Source organism: Bacillus sp. NS1 (genome assembly GCF_058248265.1).
The window spans coordinates 757,870-782,853 of the sequence record NZ_JBZAZF010000003.1 but is presented as its reverse complement, the minus strand read 5'-3'; the positions used below and the strand labels follow the sequence as shown (position 1 = coordinate 782,853).

The 24,984-nt window shown below is 44.0% G+C and carries 27 protein-coding genes; 1 reads left to right on the top strand and 26 read right to left on the bottom strand.

What is annotated here, in order from left to right:
* Positions 1–9 precede the first annotated feature (9 nt).
* From dnaD to AC4CV5_RS14505, 16 genes are all read right to left on the bottom strand, one after another.
* A complete protein-coding gene (gene dnaD / locus AC4CV5_RS14580) occupies positions 10–708 on the bottom strand; it encodes a DNA replication protein DnaD (RefSeq protein WP_166851441.1) in 699 nt (232 codons plus the stop codon).
* A gap of 94 nt (positions 709–802) precedes the next feature.
* A complete protein-coding gene (gene asnS / locus AC4CV5_RS14575) occupies positions 803–2,095 on the bottom strand; it encodes an asparagine--tRNA ligase (RefSeq protein WP_166854643.1) in 1,293 nt (430 codons plus the stop codon).
* Between the two features lie 141 nt (positions 2,096–2,236).
* On the bottom strand, positions 2,237–3,418 hold the full coding sequence (aspB, locus tag AC4CV5_RS14570) for an aspartate transaminase AspB (RefSeq protein WP_326221724.1): 1,182 nt from the start codon (positions 3,416–3,418) through the stop codon (positions 2,237–2,239).
* 22 nt (positions 3,419–3,440) lie between these two features.
* On the bottom strand, positions 3,441–3,926 hold the full coding sequence (gene tseB / locus AC4CV5_RS14565; RefSeq protein WP_490923086.1) for a cell wall elongation/penicillin-binding protein regulator TseB: 486 nt from the start codon (positions 3,924–3,926) through the stop codon (positions 3,441–3,443).
* Positions 3,927–3,934: 8 nt separating this feature from the next.
* The gene (locus AC4CV5_RS14560) at positions 3,935–4,105 is read right to left on the bottom strand and encodes a YpmA family protein (RefSeq protein WP_003225588.1); all 171 of its coding nucleotides are present in this window, start codon (positions 4,103–4,105) and stop codon (positions 3,935–3,937) included.
* Between the two features lie 141 nt (positions 4,106–4,246).
* Complete coding sequence (gene dinG / locus AC4CV5_RS14555; RefSeq protein ID WP_490923085.1) at positions 4,247–7,042, bottom strand: ATP-dependent DNA helicase DinG; 2,796 nt, start codon at positions 7,040–7,042, stop codon at positions 4,247–4,249.
* A gap of 125 nt (positions 7,043–7,167) precedes the next feature.
* Positions 7,168–7,551, bottom strand: a complete 384-nt coding sequence (gene panD / locus AC4CV5_RS14550; protein ID WP_003225586.1) for an aspartate 1-decarboxylase — start codon at positions 7,549–7,551, stop codon at positions 7,168–7,170.
* A 1-nt stretch (position 7,552) separates the two neighbouring features.
* On the bottom strand, positions 7,553–8,413 hold the full coding sequence (panC, locus tag AC4CV5_RS14545; protein ID WP_166851410.1) for a pantoate--beta-alanine ligase: 861 nt from the start codon (positions 8,411–8,413) through the stop codon (positions 7,553–7,555).
* 1 nt (position 8,414) lies between these two features.
* Entirely contained in the window at positions 8,415–9,248 is an 834-nt protein-coding gene (gene panB, locus AC4CV5_RS14540) for a 3-methyl-2-oxobutanoate hydroxymethyltransferase (RefSeq protein ID WP_166851407.1), read from the bottom strand.
* Between the two features lie 244 nt (positions 9,249–9,492).
* Entirely contained in the window at positions 9,493–10,470 is a 978-nt protein-coding gene (locus tag AC4CV5_RS14535; protein WP_166851404.1) for a biotin--[acetyl-CoA-carboxylase] ligase, read from the bottom strand.
* Complete coding sequence (locus AC4CV5_RS14530; RefSeq protein WP_166851401.1) at positions 10,455–11,648, bottom strand: CCA tRNA nucleotidyltransferase; 1,194 nt, start codon at positions 11,646–11,648, stop codon at positions 10,455–10,457. Before AC4CV5_RS14530 ends, AC4CV5_RS14535 begins: the two co-directional genes overlap by 16 nt.
* Before the next feature lie 4 nt (positions 11,649–11,652).
* Positions 11,653–12,786 (bottom strand): N-acetyl-alpha-D-glucosaminyl L-malate synthase BshA, encoded by a 1,134-nt coding sequence (gene bshA, locus AC4CV5_RS14525; protein ID WP_222143058.1) that lies wholly within the window; start codon positions 12,784–12,786, stop codon positions 11,653–11,655.
* Positions 12,783–13,493 (bottom strand): bacillithiol biosynthesis deacetylase BshB1, encoded by a 711-nt coding sequence (gene bshB1, locus AC4CV5_RS14520; protein ID WP_373923211.1) that lies wholly within the window; start codon positions 13,491–13,493, stop codon positions 12,783–12,785. The genes bshA and bshB1 overlap by 4 nt, the downstream gene beginning before the upstream one ends.
* A complete protein-coding gene (gene mgsA / locus AC4CV5_RS14515) occupies positions 13,486–13,899 on the bottom strand; it encodes a methylglyoxal synthase (protein ID WP_003225572.1) in 414 nt (137 codons plus the stop codon). Before mgsA ends, bshB1 begins: the two co-directional genes overlap by 8 nt.
* 15 nt (positions 13,900–13,914) lie before the next feature.
* Entirely contained in the window at positions 13,915–14,718 is an 804-nt protein-coding gene (gene dapB, locus AC4CV5_RS14510) for a 4-hydroxy-tetrahydrodipicolinate reductase (RefSeq protein ID WP_166851392.1), read from the bottom strand.
* Between the two features lie 11 nt (positions 14,719–14,729).
* Positions 14,730–15,065: a nucleotide pyrophosphohydrolase gene (locus AC4CV5_RS14505; protein WP_490923082.1), complete on the bottom strand. Its 336-nt coding sequence runs from the start codon at positions 15,063–15,065 to the stop codon at positions 14,730–14,732.
* Between the two features lie 139 nt (positions 15,066–15,204).
* On the opposite strand from AC4CV5_RS14505, the gene AC4CV5_RS14500 reads away from it, so the two are divergent.
* Positions 15,205–16,077, top strand: coding sequence for a YitT family protein (locus AC4CV5_RS14500; RefSeq protein ID WP_490923081.1), 873 nt, complete (start codon positions 15,205–15,207; stop codon positions 16,075–16,077).
* A gap of 40 nt (positions 16,078–16,117) precedes the next feature.
* Here AC4CV5_RS14500 and ypjB read toward each other — a convergent pair whose 3' ends face one another.
* The 10 genes from ypjB to AC4CV5_RS14450 all read right to left on the bottom strand — a co-directional run bounded on the left by ypjB (position 16,118) and on the right by AC4CV5_RS14450 (position 24,944).
* Positions 16,118–16,912, bottom strand: a complete 795-nt coding sequence (gene ypjB, locus AC4CV5_RS14495) for a sporulation protein YpjB (RefSeq protein ID WP_166851386.1) — start codon at positions 16,910–16,912, stop codon at positions 16,118–16,120.
* A 68-nt stretch (positions 16,913–16,980) separates the two neighbouring features.
* Positions 16,981–17,574, bottom strand: coding sequence for a lipoprotein heptaprenylglyceryl N-acetyltransferase LhaT (lhaT, locus tag AC4CV5_RS14490; protein WP_490923080.1), 594 nt, complete (start codon positions 17,572–17,574; stop codon positions 16,981–16,983).
* 110 nt (positions 17,575–17,684) lie between these two features.
* Positions 17,685–18,452 carry a menaquinol-cytochrome c reductase cytochrome b/c subunit gene (locus AC4CV5_RS14485; RefSeq protein ID WP_003225562.1) on the bottom strand — a complete coding sequence of 256 codons (768 nt, stop codon included), beginning with the start codon at positions 18,450–18,452 and terminating at the stop codon, positions 17,685–17,687.
* Positions 18,453–18,486: 34 nt separating this feature from the next.
* Positions 18,487–19,161 (bottom strand): menaquinol-cytochrome c reductase cytochrome b subunit, encoded by a 675-nt coding sequence (gene qcrB, locus AC4CV5_RS14480; RefSeq protein WP_003225560.1) that lies wholly within the window; start codon positions 19,159–19,161, stop codon positions 18,487–18,489.
* Between the two features lies 1 nt (position 19,162).
* Positions 19,163–19,666: a Rieske (2Fe-2S) protein gene (locus AC4CV5_RS14475; RefSeq protein ID WP_222143063.1), complete on the bottom strand. Its 504-nt coding sequence runs from the start codon at positions 19,664–19,666 to the stop codon at positions 19,163–19,165.
* A 142-nt stretch (positions 19,667–19,808) separates the two neighbouring features.
* Positions 19,809–20,255 carry a YpiF family protein gene (locus AC4CV5_RS14470; protein WP_222143064.1) on the bottom strand — a complete coding sequence of 149 codons (447 nt, stop codon included), beginning with the start codon at positions 20,253–20,255 and terminating at the stop codon, positions 19,809–19,811.
* A 53-nt stretch (positions 20,256–20,308) separates the two neighbouring features.
* Complete coding sequence (locus tag AC4CV5_RS14465; RefSeq protein WP_087986937.1) at positions 20,309–20,848, bottom strand: ReoY family proteolytic degradation factor; 540 nt, start codon at positions 20,846–20,848, stop codon at positions 20,309–20,311.
* 71 nt (positions 20,849–20,919) lie between these two features.
* Positions 20,920–22,191 (bottom strand): tetratricopeptide repeat protein, encoded by a 1,272-nt coding sequence (locus AC4CV5_RS14460; RefSeq protein ID WP_222143065.1) that lies wholly within the window; start codon positions 22,189–22,191, stop codon positions 20,920–20,922.
* 339 nt (positions 22,192–22,530) lie between these two features.
* Positions 22,531–23,817 (bottom strand): 3-phosphoshikimate 1-carboxyvinyltransferase, encoded by a 1,287-nt coding sequence (gene aroA / locus AC4CV5_RS14455; protein WP_490923076.1) that lies wholly within the window; start codon positions 23,815–23,817, stop codon positions 22,531–22,533.
* An 11-nt stretch (positions 23,818–23,828) separates the two neighbouring features.
* Positions 23,829–24,944, bottom strand: a complete 1,116-nt coding sequence (locus tag AC4CV5_RS14450) for a prephenate dehydrogenase (RefSeq protein WP_490923075.1) — start codon at positions 24,942–24,944, stop codon at positions 23,829–23,831.
* Positions 24,945–24,984: the final 40 nt, after the last annotated feature.

Below are 24,984 nucleotides of genomic sequence, written 5' to 3'. Positions count from 1 at the left end.
CTTTTCACTTTATTGTTCAAGCCAATTGTAAAAAGGAACCTGCCTTTTATACTCTTTTTGCGGTTCAGTCTGCTTTGTTTGCACCCGCCGGAATTTTTGGCTGTGGACTTTTGCCTGTTCCACAGTTTTCAGTCCGTTTTTCTTCCATTCAAACAAAATCCGGTCAATGTAGCGGAAACTGAGTTTTCCTGATAGTACAGCCTCTTTTAATGCGTGTTTGATCAGCTGTGCGTCATGCTGGTCTTGATCCTGCCAAATAGCCAGTGTTTCACACTCCAAAGGTGATAACGGCCTTGCAAACTCTTCCTCAAAAATGGTATAAAGGCTTTTTTGTTCCCCTTCTGCTTTTCTTTCCTGAGTTTGATTCTGTGCAAGCTGCATATACTCGTACAGCTTACCCCATAAAGGCTGAAGAGAATATTTCTCAAATTTGATGCCGTTTTGGTCTTCGCATTCTTCTATAAACAGAAAACCTTTTTGAATGAACATCCGCAATCTGTTTGTGCATTCCTCAACAGAAATTGACATACCTTCCTGCAGCTGATTCGGTGTAGGAAAATAAGAGCCTTTTTCTAAATGCATTTTGATTTTTAACAGCAGGATAAGTTCTGTTTCATTAAGCCCGAGCTGTTTATAATGCGTGAGCAGAAGATTGGGGATTGTTGATGTTCCCTGCTCCTGCATGTCAATAAATTGATGTTTTTTCATCGTCACACCTCTTACTGTAAAGGATCATGATTTCCCCTTTACTGTAAAAAGTCTCCCTTGCAGGAGACTCTTTTTCTTGTTTCATTTGAATGTATTACGGATACAGACGGTTTAACAGTCTTGGGAACGGAATGGTTTCACGAACGTGAGGCGCTCCGCTGATCCAAGCTACTGTCCGCTCTAGTCCAAGGCCAAAGCCGGAATGAGGGACTGATCCATATTTTCTAAGTTCAGCATACCATTTATATGCGTCAGAATCCAGTCCATGTTCTTTAAGACGCGCTTCCAAAAGTTCCATATCGTGAATCCGTTCAGATCCGCCGATAATTTCTCCATAGCCTTCCGGCGCAATCAGGTCAGCACAAAGCACGACATCATCACGGTCAGAAGCAGGCTGCATGTAGAACGGTTTTAAGGACGTCGGGTAGCGAGTGATGAACACCGGTTTGTCATAGTGTTCGGCAATTGCTGTTTCATGAGGTGCTCCGAAGTCATCTCCCCACTCGATATCATCAAAGCCTTTTTCTTTCAGAAAATCAATCGCTTCGTCATACGTGATTCTTGGGAACGGAGCTTTGATTTGTTCAAGTTTTGACGTGTCTCTTCCTAATGTGTTTAATTCAATCTTGCAATTCTTAAGAACTGATTGCACGATGAAAGAAACGTAATTTTCCTGTACCTGAAGGTTTTCTTCAAATTCTACAAACGCCATTTCAGGTTCGATCATCCAGAATTCGATCAAGTGGCGCTTTGTTTTAGACTTTTCCGCTCTGAATGTCGGCCCAAAGGAGAAAACTTTTCCTAAAGCCATTGCCGCAGCTTCCATGTAAAGCTGACCGCTTTGAGACAAGTAAGCATCTTCATCAAAGTATTTTGTCGCGAAGAGCTCTGTTGTTCCTTCAGGTGCGCTTCCAGTCAGAATCGGCGGATCCACTTTTACGAAGCCTTCGTTATTAAAGAATTCGTAAGTCGCGCGAATGATTTCATTACGGATTTTCATGATCGCATGCTGGCGTTTTGAACGCAGCCATAAATGTCTGTGATCCATCAAGAATTCTGTGCCGTGTTCTTTTGGCGTAATTGGATAGTCAGTCGCTTCGTGAATCACTTCAATACCTGTCACAGCTAATTCATACCCAAGAGGAGAACGCTCGTCCTCTTTGACTATCCCTTTTATATAGAGTGACGTTTCCTGCGTCACAGATTTAGCTGTTTGGAAAATGCTTTCTTCCACCTCCGCTTTTACTACGACACCTTGAATAAATCCGGTACCGTCCCGCAGCTGTAAAAACGCGATTTTCCCGCTTGAGCGCTTATTAGCGACCCAAGCTCCGATCGTTACTTCCTCACCTACGTGCTTGTACACTTGGTTGATTGTTGTTTTCAACATATTTCCCTCCAAAACAAGAAAGACATTCGGAAGCCCATTGGCCCGAACTCTATTATCATCACTTTATTATACCCGCACTTAACTAACCGGGTCAATGCAGATAAAAAGCGGCTTTTCTGTCAGCCGCTTTTTAATCTGTTAGCTATGTTTTTCTACAAAACGCTTGATTCTTTCAACCGCTTTTTCAAGAAGATCTAACGATGTTGCGTAAGACAGACGGACATTATCAGGAGAGCCGAATCCTGACCCAGGAACAATCGCAACTTTTTCCTCCTCAAGAAGCGCTTTAACAAATTCATCTACATCTTTGAAACCGCAGGATTGAGCTGCTTCTTTTGCATTCGGAAACAAGTAAAAAGCACCTTCCGGCTTCACACAGCTGAACCCAGGGATTTCTACGAGCTTTGCATAGATTGTGTTTAATCTATGTTCAAATGCTTCTCTCATTTCTTCCAATGGCTCAGAAGGCCCGTTATAGGCAGCAATTGCTCCGTACTGTGCGATTGATGTTGGATTTGACGTACTGTGGCTTGCAAGGTTCGTCATCGCTTTAATAATGTCCTCAGACCCTGCGGCATAACCAATTCTCCAGCCCGTCATGCTGTGTGACTTCGACACGCCGTTAATAATAACCGTTTGCTCTTTCAGACTGTCAGACAGCTGTGCAATGGAAACGTGTTTCTTTCCGCCATATGTAAGTTTTTCATAAATTTCATCAGACACAATCAGGATGTCATGTTCAAGGCAAACTTCACCAAGCGCTGACAGTTCTTCTTCCGTATACATAACACCAGTTGGGTTGCTTGGAGAATTAATGACGATCGCTTTTGTTTTATCCGTGATCGCATTTTTCAGCTGCTCAGGAGTAATCTTGAAATGATTTTCCTCAAGCCCTTCTACATAAACAGGCTTTCCGCCAGCGAGTTTCACCTGCTCCGGATAGCTTACCCAGTAAGGCGTTGGAATAATGACTTCTTCTCCTTCATCCAAAATCACTTGGAAAAGGGTGTACAGAGCATGTTTGGCACCAGTGCAGACAATAATTTGAGATGGTTTGTATTCAATATTCTGGTCACGTTTAAATTTCTCTGCAATGCTGTTTTTCAGTTCAGCCAGACCACCTGAAGGCGTGTATTTCGTATGACCTTCGTTCATTGAACGTACAGCGGCATCAATAATGTGCTGAGGTGTATTGAAGTCAGGTTCGCCTGCTCCTAAGCCGATGACATCATGGCCTGCCGCTTTCAGTTCTTTCGCTTTCGCTGTGATTGCCAGTGTGGTAGATGGTGTTAATGCGGATACTCTTTTTGCCAGTTTCAACTTGAACTCCCCCTAATTCGTCTTAAGGCGTGATATTTTTGAGAATCTTTCCAGTTGTAAAGTCCACATAACTTAAACTGTATTGACCTTCTTTGTCTAAGTACGTTACTTCCCAAAGCAGGACATTTCCTTCTCTTGCCAGGTGAACCTCTTTTTGCTTTGAAACCAGCCCTTCATCCTGTATGATTTTTGCCGCTTTGTCTTCCGAGATCCCCTTTTTTGCTTCTTTTGAGAGAATTTTTGCTTTTTTATCCGTAGGAACCCAGACATATAATGTAGTGCCTTTTTTGTCCGTTCCCTTTACGACATAATATTTTTCTTTTCCGACAAATGTTTCGACTTGATCAACGTTGGCGAGATCGGTTTCTTTTTTAGCTTCAGCAGCTGCTGCTTCGTGCCCCTCTTCCTTTTGTGCCATGGCTGATTTATAAATGCTTGCCGAGACAAGAAGTACTGCTAAAAAAATAATACCAAAAATGGCGGTAAATATTAATGCTTTTTTTCTCATCTTCTCACCTACGTACGATAAATGGTAAAAACGGCTTGGTTTTTGTTTTCTTCATCCAGCGCAAGGCCGAACATCAGATTGTCTCTTTTCAGTGTCCGATTCAGTGTGTCTACAATTTTATACAGGTCATCAGAATGCTCTACATTAATTGTTGAAAGAATTTCGATTTTGCTTTCCATTTTTTCATCCTCCAGTTTGAACAAATATTGTTAGTCATACTCCATTTCAGGACACGGCATACTAGTATCACAGAGCGGCAAAACCGCTTTTAAATAAAACACCATCCTACTCCCACACCGGAAAGCCGCTTTATGCGGCTTTTATTCATTTTTCCCTGTAACGTAAGCCTCAAGCTCGCTGTCAGTCATTTCAGATACAGAGGTTGTCGGCAGGGCATCAAGAAACAGTCGGCCGTAACCAGCCGTTTTTATCCGTCTGTCCAATATGACAATCGTCCCTTTGTCTCCCGCCGTCCGCAGCAAGCGGCCGATTCCTTGTCTGAAGGTCAGCACAGCCTCGGGAAGTGATACTGTTTGAAACGGATTCCGCCCTTTTTTGCGGGCAAGCTCACATTTCGCAGCATGAAGCGGATGATCAGGGGACCGGAATGGAAGCCTCACGATCATTACTGTTGTCAGCTCATCACCAGGAAAATCAACGCCTTCCCAAAAGTGATTCGTGCCAAGCAGGATCGCCTGATTGGATGTTTTAAAAGTCTTCATCAGTTTGCCAGGACTTCCGCCTGTAATTCCTTGCGCCAAGAGCTGAATGCCAGAAGCGCTCATCACGTGCTTGAGTTCCTGATGAACCTTTTTCAGCATATCATGGGATGTTAACAGCACAAGGATTTTAGGCTGTTTTTCCTTTGCCATCAGTTCGATATAACGGGCAGTATCCTGTATAAATTCAGCTTGCCCCGTATCTTGGATTGATTTCATTTCTTTTGGTATCATCACCCGCATGCGCTCATCGTAAGAAAAAGGCGACTCAATTCTCATTGTCCGCGGGAAAAAGTCACCCAGCCCCAATCGCTCAATCATAAATTGAAAAGAATCTTCGACTGTAAGGGTTGCAGATGTTAGCACCACACTGTTTTTGCGCGCGAAAAACTGATCAGCCAGAAGTTCACCAGGTTCAAGCGGCTGTGCGTAAATGGCCACCGCATTTTTCGCTCCCTTTGCGTCTATTTCAACCCAAACCGCTTCATCATCTTCAGACTCAAAGAACAGCTTCTGCAACGTCTGACAGTAATGCTGCAAGCCTTTCATGCTTCTTTGATATTCATCGGCTAAAAAGACGGTTTTGCTCTTCATACTCGTCAGGTGTTTTTCCATCAGGGCCGACTGTGCCTCAAAAAGCTGCTGCAAATGTGTCAGCATGGAACAAAGCCTCTCCGCTCCATCAGTTAAAATCGGCCAGCTTTTATCTTGGCTTTCTTTGTTCACCTTAAAAACTAGACGGTTTAAGTCCTCTTTAGGTTTTCTTCGTTTGACAAAAGAATGTACCGAGCTGAAGAAAGCATCACTTTCTGCTTGAATGTGCTGAATCCACTCTTCTAATTCGAAGAAGGAATCAACCGGCAGGCTGTTTCGCTGGAATAGCTGTCTCATCTTTTTTAGAAGTCCCTGTTCTTTCAGAGTGCCGATTCTGCTCAATTTAGTATGCAATTCTATGTACGTGGCTCTTTTTCCTAAATGTTCGCTTGCCGCACGTTCAAAATGATGTGCTTCATCGATAATAAATGTGCCGCTTTCAGGGAGCCTTTTTTTCTGGCTGCCTTCATCGGTCAGCAAAAGAGAATGGTTGGTGATCACCAAATCGGAACCCATAGCAATCTGTTTGGCCCGCTCATAAAAGCCGGTCACATTCTCATTGCGACTTTTTTTATATGAGTCATCGTCATAAGCCAATCTGTCCCACAGCAATTTTCCGCCTGAAGGCAAATTCAGTTCAGCTACATCTCCTGTGTCAGTCTCTGTCAGCCAAACGAGGAGCTGTGCCTTTGTCAGTACGGCATCATAATTATCATCGTCTTCGTGAAGCACCTGCTCGAATTTATACAGGCATAAATAATGCGATTGCCCTTTTAAAATCGCCGCTGTTACCGGAAATGGAAACAGATCTTGGACAATCGGCAAATCCTTTGTCAGAATCTGCTGCTGTAAAAGCGTTGAATACGTACTGATAATGACCGGCTTTTTTGATTTCTTGGCAAAAAGCGCAGCCGGTACGAGGTAGCCAATCGTTTTTCCGATTCCAGGAGGAGCTTCAATCAACGCATGCTCACGATTGGCAAACGCTTCAGCTACTTCTTTCATCATCATCATTTGGCCTTCTCTTTTTTCATACCCTGGCATTAACTCTGACAGCGCTTTTTCATTTCCCGCCTCCCAATTTTCGATCTCAAATGAGAAGTTCCCGTCTTCATTGACACGTTCATCGATTGATTGGGGTTCTCTGACAGAAAAAGAGGAAAAGCGCACATAGCCCGGTATTTCGGTATGTCTGTTTTCATAAATGAACATATCCAACAAATGTGTCAGATCACTGATGAAATGCTGCGAAAGCCTACTTAACTGCTTTAATGTCGGATAAGGAAGCTGCCGCAGCTTTTCAAGGATTTCCAAAAAAATAAGCCCTGTCACTTCAGCGTCGCTGTCAGCCCGATGCGGCTGATCATGCCGCAGCTGAAGCTCCTCGCTTAATTCGGTCAGCTTATATCCCTCAAATCCCGGAAAAACAATACGGGAGAGCTCGACAGTATCCAGCACTTCACAATCCGGAAGCTGAAAGCCCGCCTTATGTAACTCATACTTGACAAATCCAAGATCAAAATGGATATTGTGGGCGACAAAATAAGCGCCGTCAAGCAAATGGAACACTTCTTCAGCGACAGCCTCAAACGGCTGTTCATGCTCTACCATTTGATTAGAGATTCCAGTAAGCTGCTCAATAAAAGCAGGTATGGATTTATTTGGATTAATGTATTTTGAAAACCGCTCAGTAATTTGTCCATTTTCAATTACAACCGCTGCGATTTGTATGATCTTATCGCCTTTCTTTGGCGAATTCCCTGTTGTTTCAACATCTATAACAACGAACCGTTGCTTATTCATTAAAATGGACACCTCAATTCTTGCATACGACAAAAGTGTAACACGTTTTGTACGGTAATGGAGCGGCAAAACCGTTTTACTCTCAAAATCTTAAAAGAAAACCCCCGATAAAGGGGGCTTTTCTCCTACAAAATTGTACGAGCTGGTTCGTTCCCCAGCATTTGTTCAATTTTGTTTTGATCATTCAGAACAGCCACTTTCGGCTCGTGACTTGCCGCTTCTTGATCAGACATCATTTTGTAGGAAATAATAATGACCTTATCTCCTTCCTGCACAAGGCGTGCGGCTGCACCGTTTAAGCAGATGACGCCGCTTCCTCGTTTACCAGGAATAATATACGTTTCCAGACGTGCTCCATTATTATTATTCACAATTTGCACTTTTTCATTAGGAAGCATTCCCACAGCATCAATGAGATCTTCATCAATTGTAATGCTTCCCACATAATTCAGGTTTGCTTCCGTAACGGTTGCCCTGTGAAGCTTGCCGCTCATCATCGTGCGATACATATTATATTCTCTCCATTTCTCGAATATCAATAATGATATTATCTATTAAACGCGCTTTTGAAAAAGCAACTGCAACAGCCAAAATGATTTTCCCTTCAATTTTGTTCACAGACTCGAGTTCCGGATAGGAATAAAGCTCCACATAGTCAATGGTGCCGCTTGTCGTTTCAATGATTTCTTTCGCAGCTTTTATCACCGCTTCAGGGTCTCTTTCGCCGGCTCTGATCAGCTCTGCACTTGTTTGAAGTGCCCGATACAGTTTAGGCGCTTCTTTTCTTTCGTCAGCTGTTAAATATACGTTGCGGGAGCTTTTGGCTAAGCCGTCTTTCTCTCTGACCGTATCGACTGCAACCAATTCAATATCCATGAAGAAATCGCTGATTAAGCCGTCAACAACTGCTACCTGCTGTGCATCCTTTAAACCGAAATAGGCGCGGGTCGGCTGCACAAGATTGAACAGCTTCGTCAGTACAATTGCAACACCGTCAAAATGTCCTTCTCTTGAGCGTCCGCATAAAACGCCTGTACGTTTTTCGACGTGAATCGCGACATTCTTTTCACCGGGATACATATCATGAGCATCAGGCGTAAAAAGAATATCGACTCCGGCGTTTTGTGCAAGAGCCGCATCCCGATCAATATCGCGCGGATATGCTTCAAAGTCTTCATTAGGACCGAATTGCGCGGGATTCACAAAAATACTCATAACGACTGCGTCATTTTCTTGTCTTGCTTTGTCTGCCAAGGTTAAATGCCCCTCATGCAGAAAGCCCATCGTCGGAACAAATCCGATTGACTTCCCCTCTGACTGATATTGTCTTATGGCTTCTTTCAGCTGTGAAATATCTGTAATCTGTCTCATCTTATTTTCCTCCGTACAAGCCGTCCAGCACTGTCTGATTCATTTGAAAGGAATGCTTTTGTTCAGGGAAAGCACGATGTCTTACATCCTGAACATATCCGCTGATTGCTGTTTCGATTGTTTCGTCAATTTGCGTATATTGCTTTACAAATTTAGGTGTTCTCTCAACACCGTGGCCGATAATATCATGATAAACGAGAACTTGCCCGTCTGCTTTCACACCAGCCCCGATTCCGATGACCGGTATGCTTAGCATCTCGGCAATTTTGGCTGTGAGTTCTGCAGGCACACATTCCAGGACAAGCATCATAGCTCCTGCTTCTTCGCATTTTATACTGTCTTCTATTAATTTTTTGGCGCTTTGTTCGTCTTTTCCTTGTACTTTATATCCACCCAATACACCGACTGACTGCGGTGTCAGGCCTAAGTGACTGACTACCGGAATGCCTCCGAGCGTCAATGCGCGAATAGATTCAAACACACCTTCTCCGCCCTCAAGCTTAAGGGCGTCAGCTCCGCTTTCCTGAACGATAGCCGTAGCATTTTTCAGTGTATCTTCCTTGGACAGGTGATAAGACATAAACGGCATATCTGTCACAATAAAAGTATTCGGCGCGCCCCTTTTAACAGCTTTTGTATGATGGATCATGTCCGCAACTGTCACACCGACAGTTGAATCAAGGCCGAGGACGACCATTCCGAGTGAATCACCGACTAAAATCATGTCCACTCCCGCTTGTTCAGCAAGCTTAGCTGACGGATAATCATAAGCGGTCAGCATCACGATCGGTTCTTCAGTCTCCTTCATTTTTAGAAAATCGAGTTTTGTTTTCATGTTTTCTCCTCCTCATGTTTAGAGGAGATGAGCTGCCGTTTTCTTATACAAGCCAAAAAACCTTCCGTTTAACGAGAAGGATTCTTCACTTTCTAAAGTTCGGCGAGTTTCATCCCTCTGTCCCAGTCCTTTTTTGGATCAAGGCAGACTGCTGCAATGTCTATCTATTTTTATAATAGGTGCAGTTCGCAGGCGATACTGCCCAATGGAAGTATACCAAAATCAACGGGCTTGTACCAATACATTAACCCAATTCAATATCGGCAGAATAGATTTTTTTAATGCCTTCCTGCGTTTCTAAAAGAAGAACGCCTTCATCATCTATACCTAACGCCTTCCCGTAAAAGGTTCCGTTTAACGTTCTGGCTCTCATATGAGTGCCGATTCCCAACGCATAGCTTTCCCATAAAAGCTTAATTGGTGTAAAACCGTGTGTCATATAATCCCGGTACCGTTTTTCAAAGCAAAGTAAAATATGCTGGATGACGCCGGCCCGGTCAATTTTTTCTCCGGCAGCTTGGCTGAGGCTTGTCGCGATGTCCTTCAGTTCATCTGGAAAATCATCAGACTGCTGGTTCACGTTAATTCCGATCCCGATAATGACTGAACGTACGCGATCTTCCTCGGCCTGCATTTCTGTTAAGATGCCGACTGTTTTTTTTCCGTTAATCAAAATATCATTAGGCCATTTAATATCCGTTTGGATGCCTGCTGCCTCTTCTATTCCCTGCACAACAGCTACTGCAGCCAGTAATGTGAGCTGCGGTGTTTTTTGGAGCGGAATGTCAGGCCGCAAAATGAGGCTCATCCAAATGCCGTTTCCCTCTTGAGAATGCCATACCCTAGACATTCGGCCTCTGCCGGCTGTTTGTTTGTCAGCCACCACGAGAGTTCCTTCCGGTGCGTTATTATTCGCAAGCTCATGCGCCTTTTTTTGCGTGCTTGATATAACGTCTTGATAAATTAGATGCTGGCCCATCACTTCCGTTTTCAAACCGAAGCGAATTTCACTTTCACTGAGTTTCCCGGGCTTTTTGATGAGCCGATATCCTTTTCTTCTAACGGCTTCTACTTCATAGCCCTCTTTCCGAAGCTCTTCAATATGCTTCCACACAGCAGTTCGGGAACAGCCGAGGGCATCGCTGATTTTTTGGCCGGAAATAAATTCATTTCCGGCCTGAGAAAATAATTCAATAAGGTCTTTTCTTAATGTTGACCGCATGTCTTCAGCCACTCCTCTATGTGTTTCTTTTGATTGGAGAGCTTTCCTGTCACAACAGCCTGCTCGATCCGCTGTAATTCTTCCGACACCCATTTCCCGGCAGGCCGGTTTCGAAGCGCAAGCAAATCCTTACCCGTGATATCAAGATCCTTAAGGCTTTTGATCGGCAGGCTTTGATAAGCGTATTGAATGTCTTTCAGTTTTTCTTCATCCAGTTTTTCGTTTTGCCGAAGCTGCGATATTTTTGCCGCTGAAAGAAGTGATTTCCCCCCTGCTTTGTACATTGACATAGCGTCAAGTCTCTGGCCAAACGTATGGGCAATGTGAACGGCTTCCTTCATCACTTTTCCCGGGAGCTTCCATGCTTTCAGGAAAAGCGGCGCATCTTTCAAATCTACTTCAAGATCAATTAAAAGCGCAGCCCAAAGCTCTTCACGGGATGTTAAAGAGTGAAACGGAAACTCACTCGCTGCAAGCAGGTTCTCTCGTTTATGATAAAAACCAGGCAGTTCCTCGTACAGTCCCGTTTGAATAAGCGTTTGAAGCGCCTGGCGGGACGCTCTTCCCTGCAGCAGTTTCTCAAACTCTATTGTCTTTCGTTCAACTGAAACATGGGATAGGAGTGATTTTTCTTTCGTGATGGCTTCTTCTGTTTCTAGTGAAAGCGTAAAGCCAAGCTGGCTCATAAAGCGTACAGCTCTCAGCATACGAAGCGCATCCTCTTGAAATCTGTCCTCAGGCTTTCCGACGGTTCGAATTAGTTTCTGATCAATATCTTTCTTGCCGCCAAAGTAATCAAGCACCTTCCCATCCGTTGTCATGGCCATCGCATTAATCGTCAAATCTCTGCGTTTTAAATCCTCTTCTAATGATGTGATAAATTGCACGTCTGACGGCCTTCTATAATCTTCATACTCTGATTCAGTCCGGAATGTAGTGACTTCGTAGGTTTCATCTTCCCAGAGCACAATAATCGTCCCGTGCTCTTTGCCTACATCAACCGTCCGCTGAAACAGCTGTTCTACTTGTTCTGGTGCTGCATCAGTTGCGATATCGACATCTCCGACCGTTCGTTTCATATAGCTGTCACGAACTGCGCCTCCGACAAAATAAGCCTGGTGGCCCGCTTCGATTAAGGTGCGGAGCACGGGAAGTGCTTTGATAAAAACTTGTTCCATGTTATCACTCCGGTTCTGCTAAATCGGCATAAATCTGTTCATACTGGCTGACAATTTTTTGTGAAGAAAATTCATTTTTGAGCATCTCCATTGCCGCCTTTGTAAAACGCTTGCTTAGCTGTTCATCTTCTAAAATACTCATCGCGCGGGCTGTTGCGGCTGCAACATCGCCGACATCCACCAAAAACCCGCTCACATTGTTCTTAATAACCTCCGGGATACCGCCAATGTTTGTTCCGATACAAGGCACCCCGCAAGCCATCGCCTCAAGCAGGACAAGGCCGAAGCTTTCTTTTTCAGACAGCAGCAGCTTCAAATCGCTAATGGAATAAAGTTCCTCAACACGATCTTGATTTCCAAGCATTAAAACTTGGTTTTCCAATCCATATTTTCTGACTAGCTCACAGGCTGTCGATTTCTCTGGACCGTCTCCAACTAAAAGCAGCTTCGCTTTCGTTTTGCCGGCGATATTGCGGAACACACGGATGACGTCCTGCACGCGTTTGACTTTTCTAAAGTTGGACACATGGATGACGACTTTTTCGTCTGGTAAAATACCATGTTTCTCTTTAATCGCGGCAGTGTTTTTCTTCAGATACACGCGCTCATCTATAAAGTTATAAATCGTTTCGATTTTTTTCTCCGGTTTAATTAAATCATACGTTTCAGCTGCAAGCGCTGAGGAGACAGCGGTCACCCTGTCTGATGCCTCAATGGCAAAACGGATAAGGTCTTTGAGAGACGGGTCATAGCCTAACACCGTGATATCCGTGCCGTGCAAAGTTGTTACAATGCCGATATTGCGTTTCAGCATCTGCTTTGCAAGATAGGCGCAAACGGCATGCGGGAGAGCGTAGTGAGCATGGATAATGTCTAAATTCTCCCGTTCTGCCACCTCAGCGATTTTGCTTGCCAATGTCAAATCATACGGAGGATACTTAAAAACAGCATATTGATTAACCTCAACTTCATGAAAGTGAATATTGGGGTGATATGTATTTAGTCTAAACGGAATGCTTGACGTGATAAAATGGATTTCATGTCCCTTTTCAGCAAGCTGCTTCCCCAGTTCTGTCGCAATGATACCTGAGCCTCCGACGCTCGGATAGCATGTGATCCCTATTTTTAGTTTTTTCATTGTTCGCCCCCAAGCACATCATGATCGAGCATCAGCATCCGTTTGGAAAAGAAACCCTCGGCATACTTCACACCCGCTTCTTTACCGTAAAGCTTTTCTCTCGCTTCAACGATTTCGATATAGCCATTCGTCAGAGGAGTTGAAACTGAATCCTTTGACGGTATAAACTGGCTTTTGTAGGCATTGAGGCTCTGTTTTTTGGCCTCTATTGTATCCGAGATATCAATGACAAAATCAGGCTGATGAAAACCATTTATCATATAGTAGTAAACCTTGCTTACTTTATGCGCGGGAAGGCTTTTTTCGTCTTTATATTTGTGGATTCCTGCGGAAAAGATTGCCTCTTCCACCAGTGCAGCTGCATTGCCGTGATCCGGATGGCGATCCTTTTTATACGGCATAAAGACTGCTTTTGGCCGGTACGTTCTGATGACACTGACAATCACCCGAATTGCCTGATCACTCATCATCAGGCCGCGGTCCGGAAGCGCCAGCTGAATTCTTTTTTCTGCACCTAATATACGAGCTGCTTCAGCAGCTTCTTCTTTACGTAAACTGACCGTTCCGTTTGAAGAGAGTTCCGCTTCAGTCAAATCGCATATCATTACTTTTTTTTCCTGTTTGACAAACTTCGCGATTGTGCCGCCCATTCCGATCTCGACATCATCACTGTGAGCGCCAAACGCAAGAACGTCAGCATTATACATTCGGCTCTTCTCCCCGAAGAAGGTCGCGGAATTCGAAAACACCTTCATCAAGTGTGCGGACAAGAATCTCCGCAGTACCCATATTTGTAGCGAGCGGAATGGAATACACATCACATAACCGGATTAATGCCGAGACATCCGGTTCATGCGGCTGCGCGGTCAGCGGGTCGCGCAGAAAGATGACAAGATCAAGTGCATTGGCCGCGATCAGTGCGCCGATTTGCTGATCTCCCCCTAAAGGGCCGGATTGAAAACGTTCAATTTGAAGACCTGTCGCCTCTTGAATTTTCAGCCCTGTTGTGCCGGTTGCGTATAGATCATGATGCCTCAAAATATCACGATAGGCAGTCGTAAATTGAACCATATCCTGTTTTTTCTTGTCATGCGCGATTAAAGCAATTTTCATCATTTATCCCCCTGTCTAATCAATGATATTTTCTAATCCGTACACAAGCTGATCAATCTTCATGACTTGTTCGACTGAAAGTTTAACACCTGACATGAAAGAAGCGCGATTATAGGAATCGTGGCGGATCTGAAGCGTTTGCCCATCCATGCCGAACATGACTTCCTGATGTGCGATCAATCCCGGAAGACGGACGCTGTGCAGGCGGATACCGTTTTGCTCCGCTCCTCTTGCTCCTGGGAGAATTTCTTTTTCATCCGGATGCCCTTGCTGTTTTTCTTTACGAACTTCTGAAATCATTTCCGCTGTTTTAAGCGCCGTTCCGCTTGGTGCGTCAAGCTTCTGGTCATGGTGAAGCTCAATAATCTCAACATCCTCAAAGTAGTTGGCAGCCATTTTCGAAAATTTCATCATCAGCACTGCACCAAGCGCAAAGTTTGGAGCAATGATGGCTCCGATTCCCTTCTCTTCTGTTAAAGATGTGAGCTCTTTTAAATCAGCTTCTGAGAAACCGGTTGTTCCGACAACCGGGCGAACTCCGTGCTCTAATGCAATTTTTGTATGTACTTTCCCGATTTCAGGCGTTGTTAAATCAATTAATACATCCGGCTGTGTTTCGGTAAAACATGCACGGATATCTGTGTAAATGAGGGCATCTGACTCAACAGACATCACATCAGATAATTTTTGCTGGTCGTATGTATGGTCTATGGCCCCGACAAGGTTAAAATGAGGTGTTCGTTCCGTCAATTTAACAGCTTCCTGCCCCATTCTTCCACGCGGTCCTGCAATGACTACTTTAATTGTTTCGTTTGACATCTCGATCTCCTCTACTTTCCTTCTTCTTTTCTGGTCCAGCGATCTTTATCTCTAGTATTAAATTTATGCATGACTCGGTCGTGGGCTTCCTCTAAAGAGATATCAAGAGAGTTGGCTAAGCAAACCAATACAAACAGCACATCGCCCATTTCCTCTTCCATGCTTTTATCATCTTCAGTCGCTTTTTTTGGTTTTTCTCCATAGCGGTGATTCACTTCTCTGGCAAGCTCGCCCAGTTCTTCGGTCAGCCTCGCCATCATGGCAAGCGGGCTGAAATATCCTTCTTTCAATTGGCCGATGTAACGGTCTACTTCAGCCTGTATGTCTTTCATTGTTTTATCACTCACTAAACGAAACCTCCTATCATCCTCTTACATGTTAGCTAATTCAGATACGTTTGACAAATGTTTAAGCACGTTTGCTGTTTTCTTTTTCATCCACTATAATATAAACGCTATCTAATGGAAGGAAAAGGGGTTTTGTGTGATGCTTGGAGAAATTAGATTAAAAAACATATTTTTCATTTTAATCGGAGCGGCAATTTTTTCTTTTGGCTTGGTTCATTTCAATATGCAGAACAATCTGGCTGAGGGCGGTTTTACAGGTATTACACTTTTGCTTTATGCCCTTTTCCACATCAGCCCCTCTATCTCGAACCTGGTGTTGAACATTCCGATCTTTTTTATCGGCTGGCGTCTGCTTGGCAGAACAATGTTTGTTTACACCCTTGTCGGCACTGTAGCCTTGTCTTTGTTCCTCAGCATCTTTCAGCGATATGAAATACATATGCCTCTTCAGCACGACTTAGCGCTCGCTGCTTTATTTGCCGGCGTGTTTATCGGAGCCGGACTAGGAATTATTTTTAAGTTCGGCGGTACGACAGGCGGAGTTGATATCATCGCCCGTTTGGTCAATAAATATTTTGGGATTCCGATGGGCAGAACGATGTTTTCTTTCGATGCCTGCGTCATCATTTTGTCTTTGCTTACTTATCTCTCCTATAAAGAAGCGATGTATACCCTTGTGGCTGTATTTGTAGCTGCAAGATTAATTGATTTTATTCAGGAAGGCGGATACGCTGCTAAAGGCGCTACGATTATCTCTTCGAAAAACGATCTGATTCAGAAAAAGGTTCTTGAAGAAATGGAACGGGGCGTCACCATTTTGAAAGGACAGGGTTCCTATACAAAAGAAGATATAGATGTGCTTTATTGTGTTGTGCCGAAAAACGAATTGGTGATGCTGAAAAGTGTGATTAACTCCGTTGATCCTCATGCCTTTGTGGCGGTAAGCGATGTCCACGATGTGCTCGGAGAAGGATTTACGCTTGATGAAAATAAAAATCCGCTTCCGCGCTGACATTTGATAGAAAAAAGGCGGCTGCCGCCGCCCCTCAAACTTACTTAGGGTAGTCCCGTTTTTTCAGCTTGTTTTTCTCCGCTTTGTACTTTCTGTAGCCGACATAGGTCAGAGCTGCAATGATGATACTGCCGGTTGTGATGATCACCCAGAGTAAGGACGGGTCGGCATCATCCTCCTCCACCCTGTCAAAAACATTTTTCAGATCATGCTGAAGAAGAGAAAGCCGTTCAAGCTTCGTGCTCTCGGTCATTTGCTGAAATTCCTCTTGCTCAATGACATCTATATGTTTTCCGACTGTTTCAAGCTGATCCTCTGATACATCGATTGTGAGACTGGGGTAAATCAAATCATATAGACTGATAAATTCATTCCATTTTTCATGAAAACTCGTACTTTCATTCTTTTGGACATCCTGCTTCAGTTCAGCAAAGGCTTCCATAATCGGTTTTTCCAGTGAGCCCCAAAGCGGATCAGACCGATTGTCAACTGCGTCCATCAGCATTCTGAACTGCGCGGCTGCTCTGAGTTTTTGTGTATCTGATGTATCAGCCTGCTTTAAACTCCGTACCATATCATTATAGCCCAGTGTGATTTGGCGGATTTGGGCTCCAGTTAGCATGGTGTCTTGCTTTTTTTTCTCAGCGGATTTTAATGTTTTTTCAAAATAAGCAAGGACTTGCAGCGCCTCTTCATATTTTGACTGGCGGGTCATTTGAAAGACCGTATCGGATAAATCGTTCAATTCTTCGAGACTTCCCCGCTCTGCAGCCTTGGCATTTCCATTATAAAAAATAAGAGCAATCAACAAACAGATCGTCAGCTTTCGTTTCATGCAGGTCCCTCCCACTCTCTCTCCTTACAGAATATGAAGAAAGGGACAAGGATAGACCAACATTGTCTTTACATCAGCTCAAGCTTTGTTTGCTTTTTCGAGACCACAAGAAAGTAAGCAATCCCAATTGAAAAAATGCTCAGCCAAAATGTTCCGTACCCTATATCAGTCATATAATCAGAAAGCATAGAGTATTGCGGCATCATGTCAAACAAGTAATCAATGACATCGTTGTGCAGCGTCCAGACTGCAGCAATTGCAAGATGCCAAAAAGAAAAACGAAAATACGGACTGTACAACACGCCTTGGACTGCCATGGCAAAATGCGAGGCAATCAGCATATAGCCCTCCCACGGCAAGTCACCTTCTACAGCCAGCACAAGAAAATTCATAGCGACCGCCCATAGGCCATACTTTACGAGGGTGACTAGCGCAAGGGCCTCAAAGAGCGGAGCATTCCGTTTCATGATAAAGGCGAGCAGCACAAACAGAAAGAAAAACGTTGCTGTCGGACTGTCCGGCACAAAAATCAGGAAACGGGCCGGTGTCTCCAGAAGCTGCGGCAAGTACCAATAGTATCCGTAAACTGTTCCCAGAAAATTGATGGCTAAGACAAGAATAAGCATCGGCCGCAGTCCTAATACATATTGAAACCATTTCACATCAAATCAACTCTCAGTCTGTAAAAATAATGTGTCCATATAAAAAAGCTGACGCCGAGTCAGCTTTTGATAATAAAAGTATATCCTTCCATTTCACAATTCACAACACGTTATTTTGCGGTTGTTTCAGAAATAAATTTTGCAAGTTCTTCAAGCTGCTTATCATTCCCTTTGAACACGCCCGCCGGCATTTTGCCTTTCCCTTCAACAGCTATTTTTTTGATTTCGTCCGGCTTCAGTCCACTGTCAACCAATGAAGGCCCGGCCGCTCCCCCTTGGAGGTTATCCCCATGGCAAGAAATACAGCCCTGCTCCTTAAAAACCTTATATCCTTCTGCATTGGTGTCAATGTCGGCTTCTTTTGTGATTTTCCCCTGTTCTTCTGCCTTGGCCCAGTCGTGAGTAGCAACTGACTGCCATGTTAAAAATACAGCAGCGGAAATGGCAAGAAGCATCATACCGACAGCAACAGGACGCTTCCACGGCCTTCTTTCTGTTCCTCTGTCAAGGAACGGCGCCAAAAGCAGGGCGCCAAAAGCGAGTCCCGGCATAATCATGGCACCGACCACTGTAAAACTTCCAGCGGCGTATTCATACTTCAACAACTGGTATAAGAAAAGAAAATACCAATCCGGCAGCGGAATATAACCTGTATCAGTCGGGTCCGCCATCCGCTCCAAAGGCGGCTGATGCACAATCGTCAAAACAAGAAAACCGATCAGAAAGACAGCCCCAACCATCCATTCCTTCAACAAGAAATTCGGCCAGAAAGCCTCTGTTTTACCAGGATACTCCGAATAATCCTTCGGTATATTCGGCTTTTTTTCAGCCGGTATCCTTGAGTCGCCTACAAATTTCATCCCTTTGCCCCGGTGCATGTCATCCCCTCCCTTTTATTCGCAGATCAAGAGTTTAAAGCGGTCCTGAAATCCCCTGCTTCCGGATCATAATAAAATGTGCAGCCATCAGCCCGAACAATGCGGCAGGAAGAAAGAATACATGGATCGCAAAAAACCTAGTCAGCGTTTGGGCGCCTACAATATCCGGGTGCCCCGCAAGGAGTGTTTTGACTTGCGTCCCGATCAAAGGCGTGGCTTCAGCGATCTGCAGCCCGACTTTTGTTGCAAACAGAGCCTTCATGTCCCATGGAAGCAAGTAGCCTGTAAAGCCAAGCCCAAGCATGACAAAAAAGATCAGCACACCTACAATCCAGTTCAGCTCGCGCGGCTTTTTATACGCCCCCTGGAAAAAGACCCTCAGCGTATGTAAAAACATCATCACAATGACCAGGCTCGCACCCCAGTGGTGCATTCCCCTGACAATCTGGCCGAATGCCACTTCATTTTGCAAATAATATACTGATTCCCAGGCATTTTTGATATCAGGCACATAGTACATCGTTAAAAACATTCCAGATAACACTTGGATAACGGTTACAAAAAACGTCAGTCCCCCAAAGCAATACACAAACGCAGAGAAATGATGGGCGGGATTCACATGTTCCGGTACTTCGTGATCGGCAATATCCCTCCACATCGGTGTAATATCAAGCCGCTCATCTACCCAGTCATAAATTTTGTTCAGCATGTCACCCTTCCCCCTTAGGCTTTGCTTTTCCAAGATACAGGAAGCCGTCTTTTACTTCTTGCTCATAATGATCAAGAGGCGCAAGCGGTGGCGTGCCCGGGACATTGGTGCCGTCTTTTTCATAGAGTCCGTAATGGCATGGACAAAAGAATTTATTCGGATTTTTAGGATCACTATTCCAGTTCACCGTACACCCTAAATGCTTACAAATTGGCGAAAGTGCTACAATTTCATCCCCGCTTTTGAAGACCCAGGCTGATCTTGACTCTTCTGACTCATACCAGGCATCGACTTGATTAATTTTGAAATCAAAGCGCTGCGGCTCTTTTGTCAGCTCATCTACGCTGACAACCTGAACCATGTCCTGCTTCCCTGTCGATTTTAATACCGGGTCGAGTGCAAAGCGAACCATAGGCATGAGCATACTAGCCGCCATAAAGCCCCCTACGCCTGTGAGCGTATAATTCAAAAATTGACGTCTGGATATATCATGTTTTCCGCCCATAACTTCTCCCCCCTCTAGGTCACCCCTGCAAACTGACTAATATAGAAAATATTGCAATAACTCTAGACACCCTCATAATATATGAATCTCTCAGCAAGGTCAATATAGCCAAAATATTGTTTATGAGGAAATGTAAGTGTTTTTATGGAGTGCTCCACAACTGTAACAAAACGTTCAAAATTTCAGCAGTGCGTTCATCCAATATTTTTCTTTTTAAAGAGTCATTTAAATGCTCTAACGGAACAGACGGTGTAACAATGATTTTGCCTAACGCATCCTCACTTTTCCAATTTTCGTCAGACGTGAGCAGCACAACATGCTGAAATTCTGATATAAGCTCTTCCCGTAAATCCTTAAGTCCTTGAACGGTTATTTCGTTTCTATCAACATATGTATAAGGGGGCAGTAAATATACCCGTCCCTTTAACTGCCTTTCCAGTTCTTCTGACAGAAGCTGCGTGAATTCGCCTTTCTCCGCCGCCATTTTGAAATGGCCGCCTACCTTTATGTTAATTAATGGGATGACAGCGGTATCAATGTAATCCTTAGCTTGTAAATAGTCCTTGGCATCAGTAATTCTCCACCTCATCGTTCTCCCCCTTACGACAACAAGCCTTGCAATACGCTGCAAGGCTGGTCAAATTATGTGAGCTGATTCAATTGGCGCGATAATTGTTCAAATGCTTCTTTATCATGACGATCTAACGCATCGTCAATATCTTTTAATAACTTTTCTCTTTGGAATGTGGAAATAGCGTGCTCCAAAATTTGTTCAGCCAACCCCTGATCTTTTTTGTTCTCATATAGATCCTTCGGAATATGAGGGTTGGATTCCAGTACTGCAGCATACTCAGGTGAGCTGTAAGCTGAACGGAAATTAAGCTGGATAAACAAATCCTGCTGTTTATTTAATCTAATATCATGAAAAGATTTTTCCGCGTCGGTTGTCATGACATTCTCTTTATAGAACCGAAACGGAACTTCTTCAACACAATGTGTTGACATTATAATGCCTCTCGGGCAAAATTCTGCCTGCTCTACAAAATGAACCTTTTCCATGAGAGAATCATGGCTCATTAAGTAGTTCAGGATCCAAACGCACTCTCGGCGCTTTAACTGATAATGGTTTAAAAACCAACGGATAAAATCCTTTTTCTCATTGACAGAAACAGGGGTCTGCATGTAATTCCCTCCTCTATCGTTCGTATAATCTATATACTTATATGTTCCACATGAATGGTAAACATTCCTGCTTATCTAGAAAATTCATCCTCGATTCGCAAAATCGTTTCTTCCAGCTCTTCATTGGCCCCGTCAATTTCAAGAACCTTTTTCAAAAGCGGCAACGCTTCTTTTTGCAGGCCTTCTTCTAATAGGAAGCTTGCGTATTCATATAAGAAATCTCTGTCCTCCCGGTAGTGAAGAAAGGCAGCCTCAAAGGATTGTTTTGCTTTCCCGTATTGCTCTAATTCGGTATATGCGCTCGCAAGATACCAATTGTATTTCGGGTCTTCTTCCCCATAGCCGCGCACCTCTTGAATAAGATCAATGATCTGTTCATAATCCTCTTCTTTATGATACACGGCAAGAAGTGTATGAAGTGCCTCGACGAAGCCCGGATCAAGTGCAAGCGCCTCCTGAAGCAGCTTTTTCCCATCTTCCGACTTCCCGATTTTCAAGGCCATTTTTGCAGCATAGAGGAAAAGCTCTTTGTTATATTCATCATATCTGATACCCTCTTTTGCCGTTTTTAATGCCTCTTCATACATCCCTTCAGCTTCATAGCTTTTCGAAAGCGGCATATAAAGTGAAGAATAAGATGGATCAAGTTCTTTTAAATCAGACAGCTGCTTAATGGCTGTTTTAACAAGCCCCGCCTGTAAGGCTGTAAACCCATAGCCAAAAATCGTATTAGGATCAGGATTCTCATCAACAGCTTTCTCGTACCACGGAATGGCATCCTCAAATTCACCTGAGGCACTTAACGATTCGGCCAGCCTTTGATGGACATTAACCCCTCCGATCTCACTCTGCTCCTTAGCCGTTGCTTTAAAATATTGAACCGCTTTTGCATAAGCTCCCTGTGTAAAGTAAAGCTCCCCCAGTGCAAAATCAATAATGGGTTCATTGTCCAGAATGGACTTTGCTTGTAAAAGCTTTTGTTCACTGACTTCGAATAACCCCTGCATCTGATAAAGATCTGCCATAAGCAGCAAACTTTCCGGATAGGATGGATCTGTTTCCGGAATAGTTTCAAGCACAGCGAGGGCTTTTTCTTCTTCGTCAATATCTATTAAAAGTTCAGCGTAAAAATTCGTCAGTTCTGTTTCATTTGGATATAAATCATGTAAATCACTGATCAGCGAAATCGCTTTTTCTACATTGCCCCACTCGTAATAAAGCTGGGCTGCAATGGCTTTGTCTTCGTCATGGAGCTGTTTTTCAGCTTTCGAGAGAGTGTTGAGGCCTTTTTCTGTTTCACCTGCTTCAACTAATTTTATGGCTTCTTGAATCAATGTATTCAAATCGGACCGGTCCTTTCTTTTCCTATACAACATCAACCATACAAAAAAAGCTTTATTTGTTCGGGTTAATCTTATCATAATTCAGACGAAAGCCCCCGGCAAATAAGATGCTTGCTGTACGGCAGGGAATTATTGAGTCTTATTAGTTTACCAAAAGTTCTTGAGATAGAAAATGAAAAAAAGGAAGATCGCCCTCTGTACAGTAAAGCAGCTCTTTGACCTGCCAAGCGCATCCCCCCTTTTCGTTTTTCTTTTCCCTCTATAAGACAAGCTATGTTTTCTTGTCTTAGATTATGATTCTCACGGGCAATCTGCACAAAAAATCCTGAAGCAAAAACTTCAGGATTTGTTTGATAGCTTATTTAAATGCTCGAAGAAGGTCGGATAAGAAACGTGAATAGCCTCTGTCTGCTCTATTTTAATTGGCTCCTCCGTTATACAGGAAGCGATACCAAGCATCATTCCGATCCGATGATCCCCATGACTGAACACTGTTGCGCCGCCTTTCAGTGTTTGCTTGCCATAAACCTTCATTCCATCTGCTGTCGGTTCAATCTCAGCACCTAGCTTACGAAGCTCAGAAACCACGGTGTCAATGCGGTTTGTTTCTTTTACTTTCAGCTCAGCCGCATCCTTAATAACGGTGGTTCCTTCCGCCTGAGTCGCAAGAAGCGCAATGATAGGGATTTCATCAATTAAACGCGGAATGATATCTCCTCCGATTTCAATCGCTTTTAGAGATGACGTTTCTATGACCAAATCTCCATAAGGCTCTGCACTGCTGTCAGCAGACGGTTTGACTTCAAGTTTTGCCCCCATGTTTTGAAGGACGTCAATGATACCGGTCCGAGTCGGATTTAAACCTACGTTTTTTAATACAATCTTGCTGTTTGGAACCATTGCACCCGCAGCAAGGAAAAACGCCGCTGAAGAAATATCTCCAGGCACAAAAATATCTGCAGCGGTCAGTTTCTGGCCTCCTACAATGGAAACTCTTGTTTGATCTTCAGAAAGCTTAACGCCAAAAGCAGAAAGCATCCGCTCAGTATGGTCCCGAGATTTATGAGGCTCTGTGACGGTTGTTGTGCCCTCAGCCTGTAATCCAGCCAGCAAAACAGCAGATTTAATTTGCGCACTTGCAACAGGTGATACATAATCAATCCCTTTTAATGAAGCGCCGCTCACTGACAGCGGTGTAAATTCTCCGCCGGCTCTGCCGTCGATTTTAGCCCCCATTTGCTTCAAAGGCTCAGTTACACGTTTCATTGGGCGCTTCGCAATGCTCTCATCTCCGGCTACCGCGCTGTAAAAAGGACGGCCCGCCAAAATGCCGAGCATGAGGCGAATCGTTGTACCTGAATTTCCGACATCTAAAAGGCTTTCTGGCTCACTCAGGGAATCGATTCCTTTTCCGTGAATCACTACATCGCTGCCATTTTGCTCAATTTGAACACCCATTTTTCTAAAGCAATCGATTGTGCTCAGACAATCCGCTCCCGGCAAAAAGTTTTTAACAGTTGTTGTGCCTTTCGCTAGCGCGCCAAACATGACGGAGCGATGGGAAATGGATTTATCGCCGGGAATGTGTATTTCTCCGTTTAAGGCCTGCACCTTTTCTCTTTTCATTATTTTCCACCTCAATCAGCATAAAAAGTTTCATATTCCGCCCGGGCTTCAATACATTGTTCTGCCCGTTTGCGGTCGTCATCAGACTGAAAACTGATCCTTAAAATCCCATTAATATCTTCTCGTGTTTCAATAATGCGGATATTCGTGATACTGATGCGCTCCGCAGCTAAGATAGCTGTTATCTCGGAAATCACACCCGGATGATCGGGAACATCCACGTATAAATCGTAAAATGCAGGTATCGCGCCCTTCTGCCGAAGCGGCAGCCCATCGCGATAATCCTTGGCCATTTTAAAATAACGAAATAGATTTTCCGCATCTTCTTGTTCTACATATGTCCGGATCGTTTCAATTTCATGAATCCACTCATCAAAACGGTCCAAGATTTTATCTTTATTATGTAATAGAATATCCCGCCACATTGCCGGGCTGCTCGATGCAATCCTTGTAATATCCCTGAACCCGCCCGCAGCAAAACGCTTAACAAGCGGATAAAGCTCTTCCGAATGATGGGTTTGATGAACAAGGCTTGCTGCGACAATATGCGGAAAATGGCTGATCACGCTTGTAACGCCATCATGCTCTTCTGGTGACATTTCAACAAAATGGGCATTCGTCCCTTTCAGCAGGTTTTTCAATTGTTCTACCGCTTGTCTGTCTGTTTTCTGGCCCGGTGTTAAAATATAAAATGCATTTTCAAACAGGAATTCCTTCGCAGCGGCCACTCCTGATTTATGTGAACCCGCCATCGGATGCCCTCCGACAAATTGATAGCGGCCAGGCAGCACTTGCTCAGCGTACTGAACCACTTTTTGCTTTGTGCTTCCTACATCGGTAATCAAAAGCTCATGTTCAATTCCTGAATGAGCCAGCTCATCAAGCATAAGCAGGGTTTGCTCGACAGGTGTTGCAATGATTACTGTAGCTGCCTCTTTTGCACCGCTAATAAACGAATCAGCACGCTCGTCTATCACACCTAACTTTAATGCGGCTACTATCTGTTCATCAGAGATGTCGATTCCGATAATCCGTTTGGCGGGATGCTCTTTTTTGATCGCTAACGCAATTGAACCGCCTATCAATCCGAGACCGGCGAGCAATATTGTATCTTTCATTCGATTCATACGTCATCACCTGGTTTATAGACTAAAGAGGTGATATTTG

Coding starts and splice junctions, on each gene's coding strand:
- dnaD (WP_166851441.1), bottom strand. CDS start 708: ATGAAAAAACATCAATTTATTGACATGCAGGAGCAGGGAACATCAACA.
- tseB (WP_490923086.1), bottom strand. CDS start 3,926: ATGAGAAAAAAAGCATTAATATTTACCGCCATTTTTGGTATTATTTTT.
- AC4CV5_RS14560 (WP_003225588.1), bottom strand. CDS start 4,105: ATGGAAAGCAAAATCGAAATTCTTTCAACAATTAATGTAGAGCATTCT.
- dinG (WP_490923085.1), bottom strand. CDS start 7,042: ATGAATAAGCAACGGTTCGTTGTTATAGATGTTGAAACAACAGGGAAT.
- panD (WP_003225586.1), bottom strand. CDS start 7,551: ATGTATCGCACGATGATGAGCGGCAAGCTTCACAGGGCAACCGTTACG.
- panC (WP_166851410.1), bottom strand. CDS start 8,413: ATGAGACAGATTACAGATATTTCACAGCTGAAAGAAGCCATAAGACAA.
- panB (WP_166851407.1), bottom strand. CDS start 9,248: ATGAAAACAAAACTCGATTTTCTAAAAATGAAGGAGACTGAAGAACCG.
- AC4CV5_RS14535 (WP_166851404.1), bottom strand. CDS start 10,470: ATGCGGTCAACATTAAGAAAAGACCTTATTGAATTATTTTCTCAGGCC.
- AC4CV5_RS14530 (WP_166851401.1), bottom strand. CDS start 11,648: ATGGAACAAGTTTTTATCAAAGCACTTCCCGTGCTCCGCACCTTAATC.
- bshA (WP_222143058.1), bottom strand. CDS start 12,786: ATGAAAAAACTAAAAATAGGGATCACATGCTATCCGAGCGTCGGAGGC.
- bshB1 (WP_373923211.1), bottom strand. CDS start 13,493: ATGTATAATGCTGACGTTCTTGCGTTTGGCGCTCACAGTGATGATGTC.
- mgsA (WP_003225572.1), bottom strand. CDS start 13,899: ATGAAAATTGCTTTAATCGCGCATGACAAGAAAAAACAGGATATGGTT.
- dapB (WP_166851392.1), bottom strand. CDS start 14,718: ATGTCAAACGAAACAATTAAAGTAGTCATTGCAGGACCGCGTGGAAGA.
- AC4CV5_RS14500 (WP_490923081.1), top strand. CDS start 15,205: ATGCTTGGAGAAATTAGATTAAAAAACATATTTTTCATTTTAATCGGA.
- ypjB (WP_166851386.1), bottom strand. CDS start 16,912: ATGAAACGAAAGCTGACGATCTGTTTGTTGATTGCTCTTATTTTTTAT.
- AC4CV5_RS14485 (WP_003225562.1), bottom strand. CDS start 18,452: ATGCACCGGGGCAAAGGGATGAAATTTGTAGGCGACTCAAGGATACCG.
- qcrB (WP_003225560.1), bottom strand. CDS start 19,161: ATGCTGAACAAAATTTATGACTGGGTAGATGAGCGGCTTGATATTACA.
- AC4CV5_RS14475 (WP_222143063.1), bottom strand. CDS start 19,666: ATGGGCGGAAAACATGATATATCCAGACGTCAATTTTTGAATTATACG.
- AC4CV5_RS14470 (WP_222143064.1), bottom strand. CDS start 20,255: ATGAGGTGGAGAATTACTGATGCCAAGGACTATTTACAAGCTAAGGAT.
- AC4CV5_RS14465 (WP_087986937.1), bottom strand. CDS start 20,848: ATGCAGACCCCTGTTTCTGTCAATGAGAAAAAGGATTTTATCCGTTGG.
- aroA (WP_490923076.1), bottom strand. CDS start 23,817: ATGAAAAGAGAAAAGGTGCAGGCCTTAAACGGAGAAATACACATTCCC.
- AC4CV5_RS14450 (WP_490923075.1), bottom strand. CDS start 24,944: ATGAATCGAATGAAAGATACAATATTGCTCGCCGGTCTCGGATTGATA.